The sequence below is a fragment of the Halomonas sp. V046 genome, assembly GCF_052645355.1.
Map to the genome: position 1 here is coordinate 77,324 of NZ_JBQXYF010000011.1, position 20,465 is coordinate 97,788.

Annotated in this window: 18 protein-coding genes and 2 pseudogenes; 11 read left to right on the forward strand and 9 right to left on the reverse strand. The window is 65.6% G+C overall.

What is annotated here, in order from left to right; translation table 11 throughout:
- Positions 1–5: 5 nt before the first annotated feature.
- The 5 genes and pseudogenes from ACUN9Y_RS15650 to ACUN9Y_RS15670 all read left to right on the forward strand — a co-directional run bounded on the left by ACUN9Y_RS15650 (position 6) and on the right by ACUN9Y_RS15670 (position 3,450).
- Complete coding sequence (locus ACUN9Y_RS15650) at positions 6–1,511, forward strand: tripartite tricarboxylate transporter permease (RefSeq protein WP_445461659.1); 1,506 nt, start codon at positions 6–8, stop codon at positions 1,509–1,511.
- A 227-nt stretch (positions 1,512–1,738) separates the two neighbouring features.
- Complete coding sequence (locus ACUN9Y_RS15655) at positions 1,739–2,404, forward strand: HAD family hydrolase (RefSeq protein ID WP_445461660.1); 666 nt, start codon at positions 1,739–1,741, stop codon at positions 2,402–2,404.
- 137 nt (positions 2,405–2,541) lie between these two features.
- A pseudogene (locus ACUN9Y_RS15660) lies at positions 2,542–2,682 on the forward strand (ATP-binding protein); the annotation flags it as partial.
- A gap of 185 nt (positions 2,683–2,867) precedes the next feature.
- Positions 2,868–3,053, forward strand: a pseudogene (locus ACUN9Y_RS15665) (hypothetical protein); the annotation flags it as partial.
- Positions 3,040–3,450, forward strand: coding sequence for a DUF2442 domain-containing protein (locus tag ACUN9Y_RS15670; RefSeq protein WP_445461661.1), 411 nt, complete (start codon positions 3,040–3,042; stop codon positions 3,448–3,450). The pseudogene ACUN9Y_RS15665 and the gene ACUN9Y_RS15670, both read left to right, overlap by 14 nt.
- Before the next feature lie 61 nt (positions 3,451–3,511).
- Here ACUN9Y_RS15670 and ACUN9Y_RS15675 read toward each other — a convergent pair whose 3' ends face one another.
- The 6 genes from ACUN9Y_RS15675 to dacB form a co-directional block, all read right to left on the reverse strand.
- On the reverse strand, positions 3,512–3,991 hold the full coding sequence (locus tag ACUN9Y_RS15675; RefSeq protein ID WP_445461662.1) for an S-type pyocin domain-containing protein: 480 nt from the start codon (positions 3,989–3,991) through the stop codon (positions 3,512–3,514).
- Between the two features lie 218 nt (positions 3,992–4,209).
- Positions 4,210–4,848, reverse strand: coding sequence for a glutathione S-transferase family protein (locus ACUN9Y_RS15680; RefSeq protein ID WP_445461663.1), 639 nt, complete (start codon positions 4,846–4,848; stop codon positions 4,210–4,212).
- A 141-nt stretch (positions 4,849–4,989) separates the two neighbouring features.
- The gene (locus tag ACUN9Y_RS15685) at positions 4,990–5,550 is read right to left on the reverse strand and encodes a YdeI/OmpD-associated family protein (RefSeq protein WP_445461664.1); all 561 of its coding nucleotides are present in this window, start codon (positions 5,548–5,550) and stop codon (positions 4,990–4,992) included.
- A gap of 23 nt (positions 5,551–5,573) precedes the next feature.
- Positions 5,574–8,570 carry a bifunctional [glutamate--ammonia ligase]-adenylyl-L-tyrosine phosphorylase/[glutamate--ammonia-ligase] adenylyltransferase gene (glnE, locus tag ACUN9Y_RS15690; RefSeq protein WP_445461665.1) on the reverse strand — a complete coding sequence of 999 codons (2,997 nt, stop codon included), beginning with the start codon at positions 8,568–8,570 and terminating at the stop codon, positions 5,574–5,576.
- Between the two features lie 236 nt (positions 8,571–8,806).
- Entirely contained in the window at positions 8,807–9,181 is a 375-nt protein-coding gene (locus ACUN9Y_RS15695) for a diacylglycerol kinase (protein ID WP_445461666.1), read from the reverse strand.
- A gap of 42 nt (positions 9,182–9,223) precedes the next feature.
- Positions 9,224–10,747, reverse strand: a complete 1,524-nt coding sequence (gene dacB, locus ACUN9Y_RS15700; protein ID WP_445461667.1) for a D-alanyl-D-alanine carboxypeptidase/D-alanyl-D-alanine endopeptidase — start codon at positions 10,745–10,747, stop codon at positions 9,224–9,226.
- Between the two features lie 274 nt (positions 10,748–11,021).
- Between dacB and ACUN9Y_RS15705 the strand changes: the two genes are divergently transcribed.
- Entirely contained in the window at positions 11,022–12,437 is a 1,416-nt protein-coding gene (locus tag ACUN9Y_RS15705; protein WP_445461668.1) for a mechanosensitive ion channel domain-containing protein, read from the forward strand.
- Positions 12,438–12,567: 130 nt separating this feature from the next.
- Here ACUN9Y_RS15705 and ACUN9Y_RS15710 read toward each other — a convergent pair whose 3' ends face one another.
- Positions 12,568–12,897, reverse strand: a complete 330-nt coding sequence (locus tag ACUN9Y_RS15710; RefSeq protein ID WP_445461669.1) for a DMT family transporter — start codon at positions 12,895–12,897, stop codon at positions 12,568–12,570.
- Complete coding sequence (locus ACUN9Y_RS15715) at positions 12,894–13,313, reverse strand: PACE efflux transporter (RefSeq protein WP_445461670.1); 420 nt, start codon at positions 13,311–13,313, stop codon at positions 12,894–12,896. Before ACUN9Y_RS15715 ends, ACUN9Y_RS15710 begins: the two co-directional genes overlap by 4 nt.
- Positions 13,314–13,451: 138 nt before the next feature.
- Between ACUN9Y_RS15715 and ACUN9Y_RS15720 the strand changes: the two genes are divergently transcribed.
- Entirely contained in the window at positions 13,452–14,363 is a 912-nt protein-coding gene (locus ACUN9Y_RS15720; protein WP_445461671.1) for a LysR family transcriptional regulator, read from the forward strand.
- Positions 14,364–14,756: 393 nt separating this feature from the next.
- Here the strand turns inward: ACUN9Y_RS15720 and trmB are convergent, their stop codons facing one another.
- Positions 14,757–15,446, reverse strand: a complete 690-nt coding sequence (trmB, locus tag ACUN9Y_RS15725) for a tRNA (guanine(46)-N(7))-methyltransferase TrmB (protein ID WP_445461672.1) — start codon at positions 15,444–15,446, stop codon at positions 14,757–14,759.
- Positions 15,447–15,963: 517 nt separating this feature from the next.
- On the opposite strand from trmB, the gene ACUN9Y_RS15730 reads away from it, so the two are divergent.
- From ACUN9Y_RS15730 to ACUN9Y_RS15745, 4 genes are all read left to right on the forward strand, one after another.
- Positions 15,964–17,853, forward strand: coding sequence for a beta-ketoacyl synthase (locus ACUN9Y_RS15730; protein ID WP_445461771.1), 1,890 nt, complete (start codon positions 15,964–15,966; stop codon positions 17,851–17,853).
- 165 nt (positions 17,854–18,018) lie between these two features.
- Positions 18,019–18,498: a pantetheine-phosphate adenylyltransferase gene (gene coaD / locus ACUN9Y_RS15735; protein ID WP_445461673.1), complete on the forward strand. Its 480-nt coding sequence runs from the start codon at positions 18,019–18,021 to the stop codon at positions 18,496–18,498.
- Positions 18,499–18,628: 130 nt separating this feature from the next.
- Positions 18,629–18,877: a YfhL family 4Fe-4S dicluster ferredoxin gene (locus ACUN9Y_RS15740; protein WP_445461674.1), complete on the forward strand. Its 249-nt coding sequence runs from the start codon at positions 18,629–18,631 to the stop codon at positions 18,875–18,877.
- A 228-nt stretch (positions 18,878–19,105) separates the two neighbouring features.
- The gene (locus tag ACUN9Y_RS15745; RefSeq protein ID WP_445461675.1) at positions 19,106–20,461 is read left to right on the forward strand and encodes an MATE family efflux transporter; all 1,356 of its coding nucleotides are present in this window, start codon (positions 19,106–19,108) and stop codon (positions 20,459–20,461) included.
- Positions 20,462–20,465: the final 4 nt, after the last annotated feature.

Here is a 20,465-nt window from a genome sequence, read left to right on the forward strand (position 1 = left end):
CTACCATGAACGAAACCTTCGCCTATTTCATGATGGCCTGGTTCGATCCGCAGCTGTTGCTGCTGACCGCACTGGGTACCCTCGGTGGCATCTACATCGGCGCCATTCCCGGCCTGTCGGTGACCATGGCCGTATCCATCCTGATCTCCTTCACCTTTTCCTGGGACATCAACAACGCCCTGGCGCTGATGGTCGGCATCTATGTCGGTGGCGTCTACGGCGGCTCACGCACCGCCATTCTATTGAACATTCCCGGTGCCCCCTCGGCGGTCACCACGGCCTTCGATGGCTACCCCTTGGCCCAGAAGGGCGAGGCCGGTCGCGCCATCGGCCTGAGCACCGTGATGTCGGTGATCGGTGGCCTGATCGGTACCCTCGTACTGGCCGGCACGGCACCCTATCTTGCCGACATGGCGCTGGAATTCGCCCCGCGTGACTACTTTCTGATCGCCGTGCTCGGCCTGCTGCTGGTCAGCACGCTATCCGGCAAATCGCTGGCCCGGGGCATCTTCTCGGTCGCGCTCGGTGCCGGGATCGGCCTGGTCGGCCTGGACATGGTCACCGCCCAGCCACGCCTGACCATGGGCAGCATGCAGCTGCTCGGCGGCATCCACTACGTGGTCGTAATGATCGGCCTGTTCGGCGTCGCCGAGGCCTTCTATCAGCTGCACAATCTCAACAAGGTGCCGGTGAAACAGAAGGTCGACAAGATCATTCCGCCGCTCAACATGGTGCTCAAGTTCCTGCCGCTGTCGATCCGCACCGCCATCATCGGTGTAGTGGTCGGCGCCCTGCCCGGCACCGGCGGCGACATCGCGTCGCTGTTCGCCTACGATCACGCCAAGCGTACCGTGAAGAACCCCAAGGTGCCCTTCGGCGAGGGCGCCTATGAAGGCCTGGTCGCACCGGAAACCGCCAACAATGCCGCCGTCGGCGGGGCCTATGTGCCGATGCTGACCCTCGGCATGCCCGGCGATGCCGTTACCGCGGTGATCATCGGCGCCCTGGTCATTCACGGCCTGAACCCGGGGCCGATGCTGATGATCGAGTCACCCCACATCTTCTGGTTCACCGTGGGTAACCTGGCGCTCGCCAACATCTTCCTGCTGATCTTCGGCCTCACCGGTATCAAGGTATTCTCCAAGGTCGTGGAAGTGCCCAAGGCGATCCTGATCCCGTTGATCCTGGTGCTGTGCGTGGTGGGTACCTACTCCATCAACAGCAACATGACCGAAGTCTACTGGATGCTCGGGTTTGGTATCCTCGGCTACTGGCTCAAGGTGTTCGGCTTTCAGATGGGGCCGATCATCCTCGGCGTCATTCTCGGCCCGCTGCTGGACGAAACCTACCGCCAGGCCATGTCATCGGTGGGCGACCAGGGCGGTCAGTTTGTGGCAGCCCTGTTCACCAACCCATTGTCACTGGTGTTGACGTCGGTGATCATCCTGGTCCTGCTCGGCCAGACGCCGGCCAAGTCCTGGGTCACCGGCAAGCTGAAACGACAGGCCTGATCGCCTGGGCGGTGGATCCATTGGTCGTCCCGCCCAGCGCCCGCAGACGCGCTGAACAGGCGCCCGCAGACGTGCTGAACAGGCGCCCGCAGACGTGCTGAACAGACGCCCGCAGACGCGCTGAACAGGCGCCCGCAGACGTGCTAAACAGGCGCCCGCAGACGCGCCAAGCAAGCGCCTGCGGGCGTCGCCGTATCGAGCGCCAACGCACACACAAGGACCGACTCGTGGCGACAACCGCACCCGTTTTCGATGCCCTGGTCTTCGACTTCGACGGCGTCATCATGGATTCGGCGACACTCAAGCGCGCCGCCTTCGCAGCTCTCTACGATGACCAGTCGGCGCCGGTCCGACAGGCCGTCGCCGCCTACCTGGGGCGCCGTGGCGGCCAGCCGCGGGAGGTCAAGTTCCGCCATATCGAAGGGCAGATACTCCGGCGCTCAGTGTCCCAGGCCCGCATCGACGAGCTCTGCCACTGCTTCAAGGATACCGTGGCCGAGCGCCTCGCGGCGGCGCCGATGATTGCCGGCGCCCTCGAGGCCCTGGAAAGGTGGCAGGGTCGAGTACCGCTGATACTGCTGTCGGCTACCCCCCACCAGGAACTGCAAGACACCGTCGAACACCGAGGCCTCGCCCACTACTTCGATGAGGTCATCGGCGCCCCGCCGGATAAGGTCACCGCACTGGGCAACCTGATGGTCCGCCGCGGCTTGACGCCCGGAGCCACGGTGATGATCGGCGACTCCTACAACGACTATCGAGCCGCCCGCTCCAACCGCGCCGCCTTCATCGGCGTCACCGCAGACCCCAGGGTCTCACCCTTCCCCACCGACACCCCGACGGTGATCGACCTGCGGGGGCTCGATCGGGTGTTGCACAGCCCTACCGCCTGACACTCAGAGGAGCATCGATGCGCAAGAACACCGGCCCGTAAACGACAGAGGTCGACCCATCGTGACCGGTCAGCTTACAAAACCCGGGCCAGCGAGAGAGCAATGAGCAAACCGGTCACGATCGCCGGAATACGCCGTTCGAGTCGATCGCTCACCACTACGAGTCGGCCAGCCTGATCATCACCGCCAACCAGCCCTTCAGCACCTGGGGCAGTATCTTCCCCGACAGCATGATGGCCATGGCCGCCATCGACCGGCTGGTGCACCACGCCACGCTGATGGTGTCGTTGGCCGTGCGGCTGAGCACTGTCCGAGTTTTAAGTAAAAGGCTGGGTAGTGTACGCCGTCGCTCGACGTCGCCTGTTCTGCACAAACCTAAACGCTTAGGTTTATGCTAGACTAGCGTTATGCCAACCCTTCTCCGTTTCGATGGCATGAGAGCCGTCATCTATCCCATCGACCGGCGCATGTGCACATCATCGGCAACGGCGGTGAAGCGGTCTTCATCTTGCACTGCCCAAGTGGTCCCCCCGAGTTGCGTGAGAGCTACCAATTCAACTCGAAGGAGCTCAACCGTATTGCGTCGGCACTATCGGTAGAACTGTTGGCCTTATGCGCCAAGTGGAGAGAAATTCATGGCTATGACTGATGATGTCATCAAGCAGGCAGAGGCCCGTATGGCCGCCGAACGCAGTCATGTTCATGCCACGGCAGCCCGATACGATCGCCGTAGCAATCGAGTGATCGTTAGTCTTCATACAGGACTCGAGCTCGCGATCCCCCCGCATCTTGTGGAAGGGCTCGCCGATGCCACACCGGACGACTTATCCGAGATTGAATTATCGCCCTCGGGGCTAGGTCTGCACTGGCCTCAGCTAGATGCTGACCTCTATGTGCCAGCTCTCCTGGAGGGGCAGTTTGGTTCCAGACAGTGGATGGCCCGCCAGCTCGGTGCAAAAGGCGGCAAAAGCCGTAGTGCCGCCAAGAGTAGCGCTGCCCGAGCAAATGGACTCAAAGGCGGCAGACCACGGAAGAAACAAGCGTAAAGCCAGATGACCGCGGTTACCCGACCTCTCAGCCTGAATCTAAACAGAAGCAGGTGTGGTGCTACGCCTCCCCATCTGGATCAACACCACGCTTCCAAGGATATATGCCGGGGTTGGGGTAGACGGTGATCTGGTTGGCGCGGGCATCAGGCTCGATCGGCAGCGTTGTCTGCTGCGGGCCATTGCTTGGGGTCCAGGTCAGCGTGACGCCATTGACCACCATCTCCATGGACTGCCCATTGCCACCGACCCACTGCGCGTGAGCCGCGTGAGCCACGGGAACCTGCTCGTACTCAGACCCTGATTCGATGTAGATGCCGCGAGCTTCGACTCCCTTATCGGTGTCAGAGACCCAGAACCCCAGCCGGGCCTTGGCCGATGACATGCCCCTGAGACCTTCCGCCGTGATCCGGGGCCGTCGCCAAGATCCGTGGGTTTGAAGATCAGTGCCAAGGTTGCCAGAGGATTGGCACTGCGCAGAAACAAGCCGGAGCCACCGGTATTGCTGCGCCACACGCCAGATGGAGACGACTGGCTGCATCGGCGTCACCGCAGACCCCAGGGCTCACCCTTCCCCACCGACACCCCGACGGTGATCGACCTGCGGGGGCTCGATCGGGTATTGGCGACAATCGCTCGATAGGGGCCGCTGTCGAACCGCCGCCCTCGTCAGACAATGGCGCCTGCCGTCGTGCTCAGGCACCGGTGAATCCGACACTCGAGGCGCCATCCGGCCGCCCACCGACATCCGCATTGACTTCAGTCCGCGGCGGCGAAATGTGCGATCTGGTCCGAGTGTGCCTTGAGAAAGGCCGGCCGCGCCGTGGCACGTGCGACGTAGTCTCGGCAGGCTGGATGTTGTGCCAGACCGTCGAACCGGTCGACGAGGCGCAACACATCCGCCGTCAGTATATCGGCCATCGAAAACGTCTCGGCGAGCCACTCACGGCCCACCAAGGCTGCCTCCAGATGCCCAAGGCGAGCCGCCAGAAACTTATCCAGAAGCTGCTTGCCCGGCGTCTCCTCGGTGTCACCAGAGAACAGAAATAGCGACCACGGCAGGCTCGCCATCTCGAGGGAATTGAGCGCCGCAAACGACCATTGAATCACCTCATTGCGACGTTGCGGATCGACAGGCAACAGCGCGTCACTGCTCGCGCCTAGATGCAGCAGGATGGCGCCGCTCTCGAAGATCACGATGTCGCCATCGGTCAACCAGGGCACCTGTCCAAAGGGCTGGTGCAAGAAATGTTCGGCAGTGCGGTCGCCAAAGGGGGTGACCTCCACGCGATAAGGCAGCTCGGCCTCCTCCAGCGCCCAGCGCACGCGAAGATCGCGGACATAGCCTCGCGGTGTCTCGGGAACCCAGTCGAAAGTGGTGAGAACAACGTCGCTCATCCCGCGTCTCCTGTCGTCGGTGACCGCGTGGGCCTTGCTCCAGCCCGGCCATCGCAGACGGAGAAACGGGCGATCGGTCGAGGCTCGCATAGCGTTTCCAGGCATCGGGAGGCGCGCCTTCGGCCTGGGATCCAGGTGTCTCTATTCCGCTGCCTGGGGGGCAGCGAAACTCTTGCTGTAATAGCCCGATGGATCGAAGCAGCATACGCGCCGCTTTCCAGCGGCCAGCATATGGCAGGCATCACCGATGCGCTTCTCACGCGTCTTGGCCTGCTTGGCCGAGGTGATCCAATGTAGCCAATCCAGACGTGCGATGGTGGTGGTGGCCTTCCAAACGGCCAGGGCCTCGGGTGCCTGTGCCAGTGCGCGTTGCACGTCGGGGGGAACCTCGGGCTCCGGTTCCTGCGCGGCCGACATGATCTCCAACGCAACCCTATCGCCAAAGGTGGCGCCTGTTCGTTCGAGCAGCGGTGCATCGACCCGCAGCCAATGGCTCAACTGCCCATCCGGCTCCAGCGTGGCCTGAAAGGCAACACCATCGAGGCTGCCCTCTACCGTCGTCCTTCCTCGCCTGGGGAGCTTCGCGCTCGCGCTCTTGGGCAGAATGACAAACGCCCATGGGTCGCCCGTGCCCGAGGAGCCCGAGCTCACCGGACGAAGTAGCGTGGCTTCGAAGCGAGACATCGTGTCGCTTTGGCGCATGTCGCCTCCATCACTCGGGGCTGTCAGCCCTCCGGCTCCAGCCATGTCTTCCAGGCGCCTATCACCACATCGCGGTGCGGCTTGAAGGCCGCGGCGTCGCCGCGGGCGGGCTCTCGGGTCAGCGCCGAGCTGTGATTGGCGGCGCGGGCCGCCAGGTAGGCCTCGCGCAGCGCCTTGGCCTCGGCGGGGTCAAGGTGGCCGGTTTCCTCCAGGGTCTCGAGGATGCGCATGTTGTCGCTGAAGCGCATCAGTTCCGGCGTCTGGTGGGATAGCGCCAGCACCGCGTACTGGCACAGGAACTCGATATCGACCATGCCACCGGGGTCATGCTTGAGGTCGAAGCTGCCATCGTCACCCTGGCTCGGCTTGGAGCCTAGGTGGTCGCGCATCTTGTGGCGCATCTTGACCACCTCGTCACGCAGGGCGTCTCGGTCGCGATCACGCCCGAGGATCTCGCGGCGAACCGCCTCGAAGCCCTCGGCCAGGCGCTCGTGGCCGGAGACCACCCGAGCTCTTACCAGGGCCTGGTGCTCCCAGGTCCAGGCCTGCTCGCGCTGGTACTCGGCGAAGGCCTTGAGCGGGCTGACCAATAACCCCGAATTGCCGGACGGTCGCAGACGCATGTCGACCTCGTACAACGATCCTGCCGGGGTCATCGCCGAAAGCAAGTGAATCACCCGCTGCCCGAGACGGGTAAAGAACACGCCGTTGTCGATGGGGCGCTTGCCGTCGGTCTCGCCCTGGGACGCGCAGTCGTGCAGGAACACCAGGTCAAGATCCGAGCCATAGCCGAGCTCGATGCCGCCGAGCTTGCCGTAGCCGACGACGAGAAACTCCGGCACCTCGCCGGCCCGTTCGCCGTCGTGACCGATGGGGAAACCGTGCTTTCGGGTCAGGGTCTTCCAGGCCATGGCCAGCACGGCATCGAGCACCACCTCGGCGATGAAGGTCAAAAAGTCGCTGACCTTCATCAGGTGGCGGGTGCCGGCGATGTCGGAGGCCGCCACGTGGAGCACCTGGGCGTGCTTGAATACTCTCAACGCCTCGAGCAAGGCCTCTTCGTCATCCTCGGGAATGCGCGCCAGGGTCTGGCGCAACTCATCGGCCAGGCGCTCCTTGTCGGCGGGTGTGTAGAGCGTATCCGGCGTCAGCAGTTCATCGAGCAACACCGGATGGCGGGCGATCTGCTGAGCGATCCATGGGCTCGAGCCGCACAGTTTCATCAGATGGCCCAGGGCGTCGGGGTTCTCCCGCAGCAGCGCCAGATAGGCGGTGCGGCGCAGGACGGATTCGATCAGCGGCAGCACGCGTTCCAGCGCCATGTCCGGGGCGTCGCTTTCGACCACCGCATCGAGCAGCAGCGGCATCAGCGCGTCGAGGCGCTCGAAGCCGATGCGCTGCATGGCCTGCACCTGGCGTGAACCCGACAGGTCCTTGATCCGCTTGAGCGCCGTGGCGGCGTCCTCGAAGCCGGCCTTCTCCAGCGTCGCCGTCGCCTCGTCGTCATCTGGCTCGCCGCGCCATAGCTGACGCCAGGTGTCCAGGTCGGCCGCATCGTCGGCATCCTCCTCGACCTCGTCTTCGGGGTCGCTGATCACCGCATCGAAGTGCTGACGCACGCGGGCACGAACCTCGTCGAGCCGCGCCATCAGCGCCGGCCAGCCTTCGGCATCCATGGCGAAGGCGACGCGTTCACGATCGAGAGCATCGTCCGGCAGGGCCTGGGTCTGGCGATCCTCCAGGGCCTGGATGGCGTGCTCGAGATCGCGCAGGTAGGCGTAGTCCGGCAGCAGATCGTCGATCACCGCCTGGGGCAGCAGCCCAAGCTCAGGCAGGCGCTGCATGGCGGTCTTGAGCGAGGTGACCTGAAGCTCGGTATCGCGCCCACCGCGAATCAGCTGGAACGCCTGGACCACGAACTCCACCTCGCGAATGCCGCCGGGGCCGAGCTTGATATTGCCCTGCATGCCCTTGCGCTTGACCTCGCGATTGATCATCGCCTTGAGCTCACGCAGCGACTCGATGGCGCCGAAGTCCAGATACTTGCGATAGACGAAGGGGCGAATGCTGGAGAGCAGCTCGAAGCCAGCATCCACGTCGCCGGCCACGGGCCTCGCCTTGAGCATGGCGTAGCGCTCCCACTCGCGGCCCTGGTCCTGGTAGTAGCCGGCCAGGGACGAGAAACTGCCGACCAGGGGACCGCCGTCGCCGAGCGGGCGCAGGCGCATGTCGACGCGGAACACGAAGCCATCGGCGGTGACCGCATCGAGCGATGCGATCAGCTTCTGGCCGAGCTTGGTGAAGTACTCGACGTGGTCGAGCGCCTTGCGCCCGCCGACCGTCTCGCCCTTTTCGGGATAGGCGAAGATCAGGTCGATATCCGAGGAAAGGTTGAGCTCGCCGGCGCCGAGTTTGCCCATGCCGAGCACCACGAGGCGCTGCTCGGCGCCGCCGGGGCGCTCAGCGGGCCGCCCCCAGCGCGGCTCGAAGAAGGCCTCGAGCCAGCCAAGCGCGCCCTCCAGGCACACCTCGGCCAGCCGCGATACCGCGGCGCCAGTGGCCCAGGCATCCCGACCGGCATCAGAGCCGGCATCACCTTCACGGTTCAGGTCGCGCCACACGATGGCGAGCATGCGCGCCCGGCGGAACCGGCGCAGGGCCGCCTGCATCGCGGCTTCATCCTCGGCAAGCTCGAGTGACTCACCGAGCAGCTGGCTCAGCGCCTGGGCCGACAGTGCACGATCGAGCTCACCGCTGGAGTCGAGGCAGGCCAGCCACTCGGGGTATCGCACCAGGCTATCGACGGCAAAGGTCGAGATCGCCAGCGTACGGGCAAGCTGTGCCCGACGACGCGCATCGAGGGCGTGATAGACCTCGGATGGCGGCTCCTGCTTGTTCATCTCGGCCAGGTTGTCGGCCTTGACCAGGCTATCGCTGAGCCGGCCCCAGGCCTTGTCGAGCACGCCGTGAAGGGCCGCCGGGACATCGTCCCGGGGCAGGAAATCTGGGGTCGTGTCCATGGCGGCTCTCCTTGATGGCGGTGGCGATGGCGCCGCCCCCGCCCTTCCTGGCGGCGACAACGCTCTCCCTTCCCTTGAGCATACTCAAGCGAGGCACGCGGCGCCTAGCCAATCCCCACGATCCATCCACATCGTGGCCCCCGACCCGTGCAACGACACCTCATGGCAGGTCTTTCGTCAGGCCTTTCGCCAGGTCTTTCGCCACGCCTTTCGGTAGCTAGCCCAGGCGGGCGCCCCTAGAAGCCGACGAACTTGTCCCAGGCGAGCAGCGCCCAGGTCACGACCACCATGGTCAGGGCCAGCATCACCGCGGCCGAGCCGATGTCCTTGGCCCGCCCCGAGAGCACGTGATGTTCGGTGCCGATGCGGTCCACAACGCTCTCGATGGCACTGTTGAGCAGCTCGACGATCAACACCACAAAGCAGCTCCCCACCAGCAGGATCCACTCCACCGGCGTGTCACCGATCCACCAGGCCAATGGCACCAGCACCAGGCACAAGCACAGCTCCTGGCGGAAGGCGGACTCGTGACGAAAGGCGGCCTTGAGGCCCTTGAACGAGTAACGGGTAGAGTGAATCAGGTGCCGCCAGCCGGTGTGTCCGGGCTTCATCGAGACATCCTCGTTAGGAGATCATGGGCGCTGCGGCGCCTGTCAGTGGTCGGAAATCATGCGATCCAGGTCCAACGAGGCCAGGTCCAGCACGCGAGACCAACTGATGTAAGGCGTCGAGGCGGTGCCGTTGACCAGCACGCTGAATACCCCCCAGCGGTGGCTCGCGGTGCGAAAGTAGCCCGTCACCGCGCGCACCGCCACCGGCTGGTTGAGGGTCCCGGTCTTGAGCATCACGTGGCTCTGGAAGGTCGAGGAGCCGCGACGAATAAAGCGCATCGGGCCATTGGCCGGCGCCTGCAGCCCGGCGGCGAATACGGGAAACAATGCCGGGCGCTGAAACATATACTCGAGCAGCGCGTTGGCGCCTTGGGCCGAGGTCTTGTTGTCGGTGGTCAGACCGCTGCCGCTTTCCAGCGTCACCGGGCCATGGCCGGGCACACCGGCGACGAACGCCTCGAGGGCTTGGCCGGCCTGGTCGAGCTCGGCGCGGGGCGTGGTCACAAGATCAAGCGCCAGCACATCGGCCATGTAATTATTCGAGTAGTTGAGCATGCGCAGCAGGATTTCCTGGAGCGGCTTGCCATCGACGGCGGCCAGCCGACGTGCGCTGGCCGGCGCCGGCTCCATGGAGGTCGCGCTGCCACCATCCACCACGATGCCCGAACGCGAGAGCATGGCCGCCAGGGTCTCGGCGGTCTGGTGAGCCGGGTCGGCGCTGGCGCGGTAGACCTCCTGGGGCAGGGCATTGGCCGAAATGGTACCGCTCACCGTCAGGCGCTCGACGCCACCGTCGGCGACCCGCAGCGCATCGAGGCTGGTGCCGGCATTGGCCGCCTGGGTGGTGACCCGGTTGTCGACGGCAAATAGCGGCGTTTGGCTATTGCAGCCGGTGATGCGGGCCGGGCCGCCGACGGCGCCAGGGGCCACCTGCACGCACCAGCTGCCGTAGTTGACGCCGGCGGAGGTCAACAGCGCGCTATAGGCGTTGTCGGAGCGCTCCAGCGCCCTGCAGCGATCGGTGGTGGCGCAGGCCACCGGGCCGAAGCGCGCCTGGCTGACCACCAGGCGTCCGGTCACTCGACGCACGCCGGACTGATGCAAACGCTGGGTCAGCCGCCACAGGTCTTCGCTGGTCAGGCTCGGGTCGCCGCCCCCCACCAACACCAGGTCGCCGGCCAGGGTGCCGTCGGCGCCGGTGCGGGCGGTACTCTTGAGCTCGGTGGTGAAGCGGTGCTGCGGGCCCCAGGCGTCGAGCGTGGCCGCGGCGGTGTAGACCTTGGTCACCGAGGCCGGGGTGAGCAGGCGATCCGGCGAGATGGCGCCGAGCGTCTCGCCCGGCTGGGCGCCGGTGGGCAGAAGGCGCGCCTCGGCGCTGATCAGAAAGCCGTCATTGGACAGCTCGGCCAGGCGGCTGAAGCCGGCCGCCTGCACCGGCGACGCCAGCAGCACAGAGCACAGGCCGCCCAGCAGGATGCTGCGGACGGCGATCACGGGGGCAAGGCGGTGGGCCGCCTGCAAGCGAGAGAACAACGACGACCGTAACGGCGACAAACGGCGAAACATGAAGGCTTTCCTGGGCTGAATTCGGGTCGCGCCGGTGCCCGGCGAAACGAGGGCCGAGTCTACCGCCTGACGATCAAGGATTCGACTGTCACGTGATGACGGGGTCGGGAGAAGGCCTGCGCCGGCAGCATGGTCACGCTACGACCGGCTTGCATCAGCGCCGCCCAGGCCAAGGCGCCAGCGAATGGCGCCTTGGCCGCCTCCGGCTTGCGAGTGGCGGCGTGGGCCAATTGCAAGCATGCTGCAAGGAGTCAGGCGTTCACGGAGAGAGGCCATGCGCTGGAGACTTCATGTACTGCTGCTCGCGCTGTCACTGGTGGGCACCGCCCTCGCCCAGGACGCCACGAGTCTCGACGGCGCCCAGACGGTGGCCGTATCTGAGCGCACCGACGATGGCGCCATCGATACTCGCCTGACCGGCATTCTCGACTCTGCCGGTTGGTATCGCGGCCTCTCCGTCGAGGTAAGGGAAGGCATCGTCTATCTCGACGGCGCGGCGACGTCAGGCAACCACCGGGACTGGGCCGGAACCCTGGCGACCAAGACCGAGGGCGTCGTTGCCGTGGTCAACCGCATCGAAGTGCAGCCGGAGTTCACGCTGTCGCTCTCGCCGGTCGTCGATGAGCTCAGCCGCGTTGGGCGCGAAGCGCTCACCCATGTGCCGCTGGTACTGCTCTCGTTACTGGTGCTGCCGTTGGCCTGGCTACTGGCGCGACTGGTCGCGGCCCTGGCCCGCCGCGTGCTGCAAAACCGCATCGCCTCGCCCTTCTTGCGCCAGGTACTGGCCCGGGCCATCGCCCTCCCGGTGCTGCTGCTCGGCATCTATCTCATCCTGCAGGTGGCCGGGTTGACCGGACTGGCGTTTTCCGTGGTCGGCGGCGCCGGCATGATCGGCATCATCGTATCCTTCGCCTTTCGCGACATCGCCGAGAACTTTCTCGCGACCCTGATCATGTCGATCCGCCAGCCCTTTCGGCGCGGCGACTGGATCGCCGTCGGCGGCCACAATGGCATCGTGCAGAACATGAACGCCCGCTCCACGGTGCTGCTCTCCGCCGAGGGCAACCATATCCAGATTCCCAACGCGACGATCTTCAAGACCACCGTGATCAACTATTCCACCTCGCCGGGCCTTCGCACCAGCGTCGATATCGGCATCGGCTACGACGACTCGGTCGCTCGGGCGCAGCGGTTGATTCACGAGATACTGACCGGCCACGCAGCCATCATCGCGCACCCCGAACCGATGGTACTGGTCGATGCCCTCGGCGCCTCCACCGTCAACCTCAAGGCCTACTTCTGGTACGACGGCCATGCCATCGCCGGCATCAAGCTCCGCTCGGCGGTGCTGCGCCAGATCAAGAACACCCTGACCGAGGCCGGCATCTCGATGCCTGACGAGGCCCGCGAGATCATCTTTCCCCAGGGCGTGCCCGTGGTGTCGCTGTCCCAGCCATCGACCCCGTCATCGTCGGCACCTCGACCATCGTCTCGGGTCGCCCCGAGCACCACAGCAACAAGCGAAGCGACGTCCCAGGCGGGCGACGCCGCTGACACAACCGCCGCCGAAGGCGGACTGGCGTCGGAGCGATCGGCCATCGAGGAATCGGTCGGCGAAACGATGCCGCCAGAAGGCCAGACGGACTTGCTCGGCAACAAGGCGCCGGCGGATGAATCGTCCTCCCGTTGAGCCTTGTCCCTGGCAAAGCCCGCCGGGGCCGACCGGTGATCGGCCCGGCAGGCGAGGGCGCCGATGGCATGGCAGGTGCCGATGGGAAACATCACTGACACGCAGCGCTGACAGCGAACCAGGCTCGCTGTCAATGCGAGGACACCGAGGAAAATACCTGGATGACCGCAACGCCGCCGATGATCATGCTCAACCCGAGCACCGCCGGCAGGTCCGGTTTCTCGCCATAGACAACGATACCGATCAGGGTCACCAGCACGATGCCGAGCCCGGCCCAGAGCGCGTAGGCGATACCCACAGGGACGCTGCGCAGAGTCAGGGTCAGCAGATAGAAAGCGACCACATAGCCGACGACGACCACCACGCTCGGCCAGAAGCGGCTGAATTCGTCGGAGGCCTTCAGCGCCGAGGTGGCGATCACCTCGGCGATGATGGCAAGCGCCAGGTACACATAGCTCATCGGGTCGCTCCTTTGGCCAACCTCCGCTGCATGACGCGATCAAACACCGTATTGAAGACCATCGCGTAGATCAGAAAGAACAGCATAAAGCCGGCATCGAGCCAAAAGGCTTCGATTAGTCCAATCTCCATCCACCACGCCACCGCAGGCAGGGTCATCACCAACAGCCCCAGCTCGAACCCGAAGGCCTGGGCAAGACGCTGGGACAGGCTACGTTGGCGGGTCGGCACGATGCGGTCGAAGCCCCAGTTCCACACCAGATTCCAGGCCATCGCTGCCGTCGCCAGGCCCACGGCCAGGATGCCGATCTCGGCCAGGCCGTGACCGCTCAGCGCACTGGCCAACGGCGTCACGATGACCAACCCGCCGAATTCGAACAGCACCATGTGCATCACACGCTCTTTCCAGGAACGCATTGATTGCCTCTCCCGCCGCTATTGGCAGCGACATTGATCGTTTGTGCGGCCCATTCTAGTGGGTTTACCGATACAGGCCAGGTAGCTACTATCTAAAAATCAGATAGATTAAGCCGCTACTGCCCCGGAGCCTTGCCCATGCGCTGGAGCCTGGATCAACTCGAGCTGTTCATCGCCTGCGCCGAACGCGGGTCCTTTTCCGCGGCTGCACGCCACCTGGGCCGGGCTCAATCGGCGGTGAGTACCGCCATCGCCAACCTGGAACTCGATCTCGACTGTGTGCTGTTCGATCGAAGGTCACGTTCGCCGACACTCACCGCCGAAGGTGAGGCGCTGTTGCCGGAGGCGCGTTCGGTGATCGCCCAGTGCCAGCGCCTGAACGCCAGGGCGCAGACACTCGCCCTCGGCGAAGAGGCCCAGCTGGTCCTCGCCATCGACGAGGCGCTGGTCGAGATGCCGCCGGTGGATGCCACCCTGGAGGCCCTCGCCTCGCGCTATCCGGCGCTGTCCCTGACCTTGCTCTATGGCGCCCAGGGGGATGTCGCCGGCTGGGTCGAAGAGCGCACCGCCGACCTTGGCATTCTGCTCAGCCACGTACGCGCACCAGGCCCCCTCGAGGGCAGCCGGATCGCCAACCTTCGCCAGCACTGGGTCGTGGGCAGCACACATGCCCTGGCCCGACATCGGAACGTCTCGCCACCCGACCTGGCCCACCATCGCCAGTTGATGATCGCCTCGCGGCGACGGGCCGACCGCGAGCCGGGCCCGGCGGCGACCAGCGCCCAGTGCTGGCGGCTCAACAGTTTCTATTCCATGGCCGAACTCGCCACCCGGGGCCTCGGTTGGGCCTTGATCCCGGAACATATCGCCCACTATCCGCCCTTTCGCCAACGCCTGGTGCGACTCGCGAGTGATGCCCTCGGTGAAGCACCGCGCATCGAAGTGGAGACCGTGAGCCGGCGCGATGCGGGCAGTGGCCCGATCGCGCTGTGGCTGCGGCGCACCCTGGGCGAGAACTTCCGCCAACTCGACCGCGGGCCCGGTCGCTAGGCCTGACGGCCCGCTTCCCGGGCGCCAGACGAAGGAGCCACTGGGGTAGGTTGAGGTGCGCGGTGAGCGAGTACCTACCGACGCCGGCCCCGCCGCTCGCCAGCGGCCGGGGGAACCCGACAACCAAGAGCCTGACGAAGAAGCCGCTGAGGTACGTTGAGGTACGCTGGGGTAGGTTGAGGTGCGCGGTGAGCGAGTACCTACCGACGCCGGCCTCGTCGCCCGCCGGCGCCAGGGCTCGGAAGGCGACAGAGTTCTGTCCCAGAGCTCTCCCACCAAAGCTCTCTACAAAAGCTCTCTACCAAGGCCCTGTCACCAGAGCTCTCTACCAGGGCGCTGCACCGAAACCGCTGTCGGCACTCGCTCGAACATCGCGCGGTCGACTTCGGGCGTCTAGAAGCCCGGCATCAGCCCCGGGCGATGCGCCAGGTTGACCACCAGATGCCATAGCGGCTGGCCGCTGTCGTGGTACTTGCGCTCGAAGTGGGTCAGCGGGTCATCACCCGGATCGAAAGGCCCGAGCGGGGCGGTGATACCGCTAGCCTGGGCCACCGCGATGGCGAACTCCTCGATGTACAACCGCCAGTTGGAACGTACCTCGAGCCGTCCCCCAAGCGCGACAATGGCCGGAAACACCGGGTGGCCATGCCAGCGCATCTTGAGCTGGACGGACTTGGGGTAGGGGTTGGGATAGAGCAGGTAGTGCCGCTCGGGCCGCCACCCGGCGTCCAGTGCCAGCCGCCAGAAGTCGACCAGATCCGCTCTCACCAGCCGGGCATTATCCGGCAGTTCGCCATGGTCCCGCGACAGCCGATCGGCACTGCGGTCGACGCCGATCACGCAGTGCTCGGGAAAGCGTTCGGCCAGCTTTCGGGTCGACATTCCCACGCCGCAACAGGCATCCAGAATCAACCCTCGCTCACCCAACGAACGACGCCAGCCGTCGGCCTCGGCGAAGGCTGCCCGGGTGTGGCCGGCGATCGGCTTGCGCCAGACGTGGGACAGCGACCGTGACACTCGTTTCGGCAGGTCCTCATGGGGGCCGGTCTGACTGCTGGATATAACGCGCGAAGCTGGGTGCATGGGAAGGCTCGACAGAGAACGGGTGCGAGAGAACGGGTGCAAAAGACGATGCGCCAAGTCTATCAGTCCCGCATCGGGACGACAGGGCCTCTCTCGCGACCCGAGCTCACGACCCGAGCTCGCGACCTGAGCCTGCCGCCGCGGCCGGCGCGAGACCTCGCCACGTCTTTACCGCTACTTTACCGTCACGCGCATCCAGTTCTGCCAAAACACGCACATTTCTGGTGCAACCGCCTAGGATGCATGACCGAAACGCGCATGACGTCAACTAGGCCAAATGCTAAGATCGCTGGCCTGACACGCTCTCCCATGGCAATATCGAACGGCGTTTTGCTAGGGGCGAACGAGGCATGGCTTGAGGCAAGTCGCCTCGCCGTTGTCTCGCTTGGGCCCGTACCCGCCCGGCCACCCAGTTTGCCGCGCCAGGTACGCCCACCGTCGACCGCCCCGAGCGCGAGACTTTCACCCGTTTTCCAACGAGGACCCCGGCTTGTCACACTTACCGGTGATCGTGGGCATGGGCGGCGTCAATCCGGCCGGCCGTACCTCGGGCCATCAGGCCTTTCGGCGTACCGTGCTCGACGCCCTACCCGAGGCCGAACAGGCCAAGACTCTGCTAGGCCTGGCGGCCATGATGCGCCTGGTCCATCGCGACGCCGATGATGTCTGGCACGACGCTTCCGGTCAGCAGCTGGATGCCGCGGCGCTGGTGGCCGAGGTGCGTGATCGTGTGCTCGATCACACCTTGATTCGGCGTATCGAAGATCCTCGCTTCAATGACGAGGGGCTGCCCGCCAATCGCCGCGCCAACCTGGCGCTCGAGGCGCCGTTGACCTTCCGTCTGCGTCGGCGCCAGTTGCCCGACGACCTGCCGCCGACCTGGCAGGTACGCGAGGTCGACCGCGGCACCCTGGAGGTCACGGTGCCCGCAGGGCCGATGGACGTGATGCTGCCCGAGACCCGCCCGGCCCAGGTGCGCGCCGCCGGCCAGTTGCCCTCGGGCTTCGAGCCGAGCCAGCTGTATCGCAGCGTGCACCACCCCCGCGGCCTGTCGATGGCGGTTTTCGCCGCCAGTGACTGTCTCGGTGACAGTGGCCTCGAATGGGACAGGCTGCGCGACCGGCTCGACCCCGATGCCATCGCCGTCTACGCCGGCAACTCCATCGGCCAGCTCGACGACGAGGGCTGGGGCGGTCTGCTCAAGAGCTTCGTCTCCGGCAAGCGAGCCACCTCCAAGCAGATGCCGCTGGGCTACGGCCAGATGCCAGCCGACTTCCTCAACGCCTATGTGCTCGGCAGCGTCGGTGCCACCGGCGCCGCCCTCGGCGCCTGTGCCAGCTTCCTGTACAACCTGCGCCTGGGCGTCGACGACATCCGCGCCGGACGCCGCCGAGTGGTCATGGTCGGCACCGCCGATGCCCCGATCACGCCGGAGGTCATCGAAGGCTTTCGTGCCATGGGGGCCTTGGCCGACGATGATAGCCTGAAGGCGCTGGATGCGCTGGAGCTGCTCACCGACGCCGACTACCAGCGTGCCAGCCGTCCCTTCGCTCGCAACTGCGGCTTCACCATGGGGGAAGCCAGCCAGTTCGTGATGCTGATGGACGACGAGCTGGCCCTGGAAGTCGGTGCCGATATTCTCGCCAGTGCCCCCGACGTCTTCGTCAACGCCGATGGCTGGAAGCGCTCGATCTCGGCCCCCGGCATCGGCAACTACATTACCCTCGGCAAGGCCTGTGCGCTGGTCCGCGACATGCTCGGCGAGAAGGCCCTGCGTGAGCGCACCTACGTGCATGCCCACGGCACCTCGACGCCCAAGAATCGCACCACCGAGTCCCATGTGTTCGACGTGGTGGCCAAGGCCAACGGCATCGAGCAGTGGCCAGTGGTGGCGATCAAGGCCTATGTCGGCCACTCCCAGGGCAGTGCCGCCGGCGATCAAGCGGTCAGTGCCCTCGGCAGCTTCGCCCACGGTCTGCTGCCGGGCATCGCCACGGTCGATACCATCGCCGATGACGTGCATGGCGAGCGCCTGCGCTTCTTCCAGAACACCCTCGCCTTCGACGCCGATGCCACCTTCATCAATGCCAAGGGCTTCGGTGGCAACAACGCCACCGGCGTGCTGATCTCCCCCGCCGCGACCGAGCGCCTGCTGAAGAAGCGCCACGGCGAGGCGGCACTCAGCGACTGGCGCGAGCGCCGCGAGCAGACCCGGGCCCGGGCCCGGGCCTATCGCCACGAGGCAGACGCCGGCCACTTCGCGGTGCGCTACCGCTTCGGGGAAGGCGTGCTGGAAGGTCCTGAACTCGACATCAGTGCCGATAGCATCCGCATTCCGGGCTACGCTCAGCCGATCTCCCTGGCGGTGAAGAACCCCTTCGGTAGCCTCGATGGGGACGACGCCTAGCGTCCACCCGCCACCGCCATGCCCGCGGGATGTCACGCCAATGGACCCGCACCCCGGGTCCTCGTTCTACTGGCCGCGATGGCAAGCCCGGCACGCTAGACTCAACACTCGACACTCGAATCAACAGGCCCGACACACCTAGCCCGAACTGACAGGAGAGCGGCGATGATCACCGCCATCTACCCCGGCACCTTCGATCCGATCACCAACGGCCACTACGATTTGATCGAGCGCTCCGCGAGGCTCTTCGACAAGGTCGTGGTCGCCATCGCCATGAGCCCGGGCAAGAGCCCGATGTTCGACCTGGACACCCGCATTGCCCTCACCCGGGACGTCGTCGCGGGCCACGACAACGTCGAGGTGGTCGGCTTTTCCGGCCTGATGACGGAATTCATGAAGGCCCACGACTCCAGGGTGCTGGTGCGCGGCCTGCGGGCGGTCTCGGACTTCGAGTACGAACTTCAGCTGGCCAACATGAACCGCGCCCAGATGCCGGATCTCGAGACGGTGTTCTTGACCCCGGAAGTGGAGAACTCCTATATCTCCTCCACCCTGGTACGGGAAATCGCCCGCCTCGGCGGCGACGTGTCCAAACACGTTCATCCCAAGGTCGCCGAAATGATGCACAGCCAGTACAATACCTGACCAAACCACTTGGATTTATCGCGGCGCTGCCGCGACCCCGGCGCGTTCCAGGCACGAGGACAGGCCTCGTTGCACCACGACGCTCCGGCGACCTTGGCCGAACGGCCACGACTCTGTGCGAGGACCCTCAATGTCTCTGATGATCACCGACGAGTGCATCAACTGCGACGTCTGCGAACCCGAATGCCCCAATGGCGCCATCTCCCCGGGCGAGGAGATCTACGTCATCGACCCGAACCTGTGTACCGAGTGCGTCGGCCACTACGACGAGCCACAGTGCCAGCAGGTGTGTCCGGTGGATTGCATCCCGCTCGACCCCGAGCGCGCCGAGACCCACGATCAACTGATGGACAAGTACCACATCATCACCGCGGCCTAGGCCGGGCGGTGTGCGAGGCGGCGTCCTGGGGAGTGCTGGAGAGCCCGACCGCGGCACCCGGGCGGACTGTCCCGATACTGGCGCCTTCTGCGCCGAGACCGTCGGCAGCGCCTCACCCTGGCGTCGAGGACAGCACACCCGCCTTCGTCGGCCAGGGCCTCACGGCATCGTCCTTGCACTTGGCTTGCCGCCCCGCCATCCTCTGATGCCTTTGGCCGAGTGTTCCCCGTGCCCCCTGCAAAGACTGCCTTTTCGAGCCTGCCGCGTATCGCGGCGCTGTCCTGGCCAATCATCCTGTCCAACATCACCGTGCCGCTGCTCGGTCTGGTGGATACCGCCGTGGTCGGCCACCTGCCGGATTCGCGCTACCTCGCCGGGGTGACCCTGGGCGCTACCCTGTTCGGCTTTCTCTACTGGGGCTTCGGCTTCCTGCGCATGGGCACCACCGGGCTCACCTCCCAGGCCGCCGGGCGCGAACGCGACGACGACGTGCGCCATCTGCTCGGCCAGTCGCTGATCCTGGCGGTAGGCATCGGCGTCATCTTGATCCTGTTCGGCGGCCCCTTGGTCGAATTGGGCTTGTGGTTACTCGACGGCAGCCCACAGGCGACCGCCCTGGCCGAAAGCTACGCGGCGATCCGCCTGCTCTCGGCACCGGCGGTACTGGCCAACTACGCGATCCTCGGCTGGTTCCTCGGCCAGCAGAACACCCGAGTGACCCTGGCCCTGCTGCTGGTCAACAACGGCGTGAACATCGTCCTCGACCTGGTCTTCGTGATCGGACTGGGGCTGACCAGCGACGGGGTGGCCTGGGCCACGGTCATCGCCGACTACTCGGCGGTGGCCGTCGGGCTATGGTGGTGTCGGCGACGCCTGGCGCGACTCGGTGGCCACTTCCTGCGCCAGCGACTGGCCCGGTTATCGGCCTATGCGGAGCTGTTCTCGGTCAACGCCAACCTGTTCGTGCGCACCCTCGGACTGCTGTTCGCCCAGGCCTTCTTCACCGCCCAGGGCGCCGCCCAGGGCGACACGGTGCTGGCCGCCAACGCGGTGCTGCTGCAGTTCATCATGCTCACCTCCTACGCGCTCGATGGCTTCGCCAACGCCGCCGAAGCGCTGACCGGGCACGCCATCGGGCGGCGCCGCTTCGATGAGTTCGCGGCGGCCGTGCGCGGCGCCGCACTGTGCTCTCTGCTCACGGCGCTTGCGGCGAGCCTGGCCTTCGCCGTCGGCGGCAATGCCCTGGTCGCCCTGCTCACAGGGCTACCGGAAGTGCGTGCCACCGCTGCGGAATATCTGCCCTGGATGGTGGCGATGCCGATGATCGCGGTGTGGAGCTACCTGCTCGATGGTGTCTTCATCGGCGCCACGGCCATCCGCGAGATGCGCAATTCGATCTTCGTCGGCCTCGCGGCCTACCTGCCGCTGTGGTGGCTAACCCAGGGGCTTGGCAACCATGGGTTATGGCTGGCGTTTCTCGGCTTTACGGGAGTGCGTTCCACGGTCCTTATCGCCTACTATCTCCGCTATCGCAGCACGCGTTGGCGCGGCCAGGCCGGCCTGCCGCCAGCGTCAGCCGCGTGAGGCT

Bases quoted from the DNA above. Each gene is read 5' to 3' on its own strand.
- ACUN9Y_RS15720 (WP_445461671.1), top strand. From the start codon at position 13,452: ATGCGCTGGAGCCTGGATCAACTCGAGCTGTTCATCGCCTGCGCCGAA.
- glnE (WP_445461665.1), bottom strand. From the start codon at position 8,570: ATGGACACGACCCCAGATTTCCTGCCCCGGGACGATGTCCCGGCGGCC.
- ACUN9Y_RS15680 (WP_445461663.1), bottom strand. From the start codon at position 4,848: ATGAGCGACGTTGTTCTCACCACTTTCGACTGGGTTCCCGAGACACCG.
- coaD (WP_445461673.1), top strand. From the start codon at position 18,019: ATGATCACCGCCATCTACCCCGGCACCTTCGATCCGATCACCAACGGC.
- trmB (WP_445461672.1), bottom strand. From the start codon at position 15,446: ATGCACCCAGCTTCGCGCGTTATATCCAGCAGTCAGACCGGCCCCCAT.
- ACUN9Y_RS15695 (WP_445461666.1), bottom strand. From the start codon at position 9,181: ATGAAGCCCGGACACACCGGCTGGCGGCACCTGATTCACTCTACCCGT.
- ACUN9Y_RS15710 (WP_445461669.1), bottom strand. From the start codon at position 12,897: ATGAGCTATGTGTACCTGGCGCTTGCCATCATCGCCGAGGTGATCGCC.
- ACUN9Y_RS15675 (WP_445461662.1), bottom strand. From the start codon at position 3,991: ATGCAGCCAGTCGTCTCCATCTGGCGTGTGGCGCAGCAATACCGGTGG.
- ACUN9Y_RS15670 (WP_445461661.1), top strand. From the start codon at position 3,040: ATGGCTATGACTGATGATGTCATCAAGCAGGCAGAGGCCCGTATGGCC.
- ACUN9Y_RS15705 (WP_445461668.1), top strand. From the start codon at position 11,022: ATGCGCTGGAGACTTCATGTACTGCTGCTCGCGCTGTCACTGGTGGGC.
- ACUN9Y_RS15715 (WP_445461670.1), bottom strand. From the start codon at position 13,313: ATGCGTTCCTGGAAAGAGCGTGTGATGCACATGGTGCTGTTCGAATTC.
- ACUN9Y_RS15650 (WP_445461659.1), top strand. From the start codon at position 6: ATGAACGAAACCTTCGCCTATTTCATGATGGCCTGGTTCGATCCGCAG.
- ACUN9Y_RS15685 (WP_445461664.1), bottom strand. From the start codon at position 5,550: ATGCGCCAAAGCGACACGATGTCTCGCTTCGAAGCCACGCTACTTCGT.
- ACUN9Y_RS15740 (WP_445461674.1), top strand. From the start codon at position 18,629: ATGTCTCTGATGATCACCGACGAGTGCATCAACTGCGACGTCTGCGAA.
- dacB (WP_445461667.1), bottom strand. From the start codon at position 10,747: ATGTTTCGCCGTTTGTCGCCGTTACGGTCGTCGTTGTTCTCTCGCTTG.
- ACUN9Y_RS15730 (WP_445461771.1), top strand. From the start codon at position 15,964: ATGGGCGGCGTCAATCCGGCCGGCCGTACCTCGGGCCATCAGGCCTTT.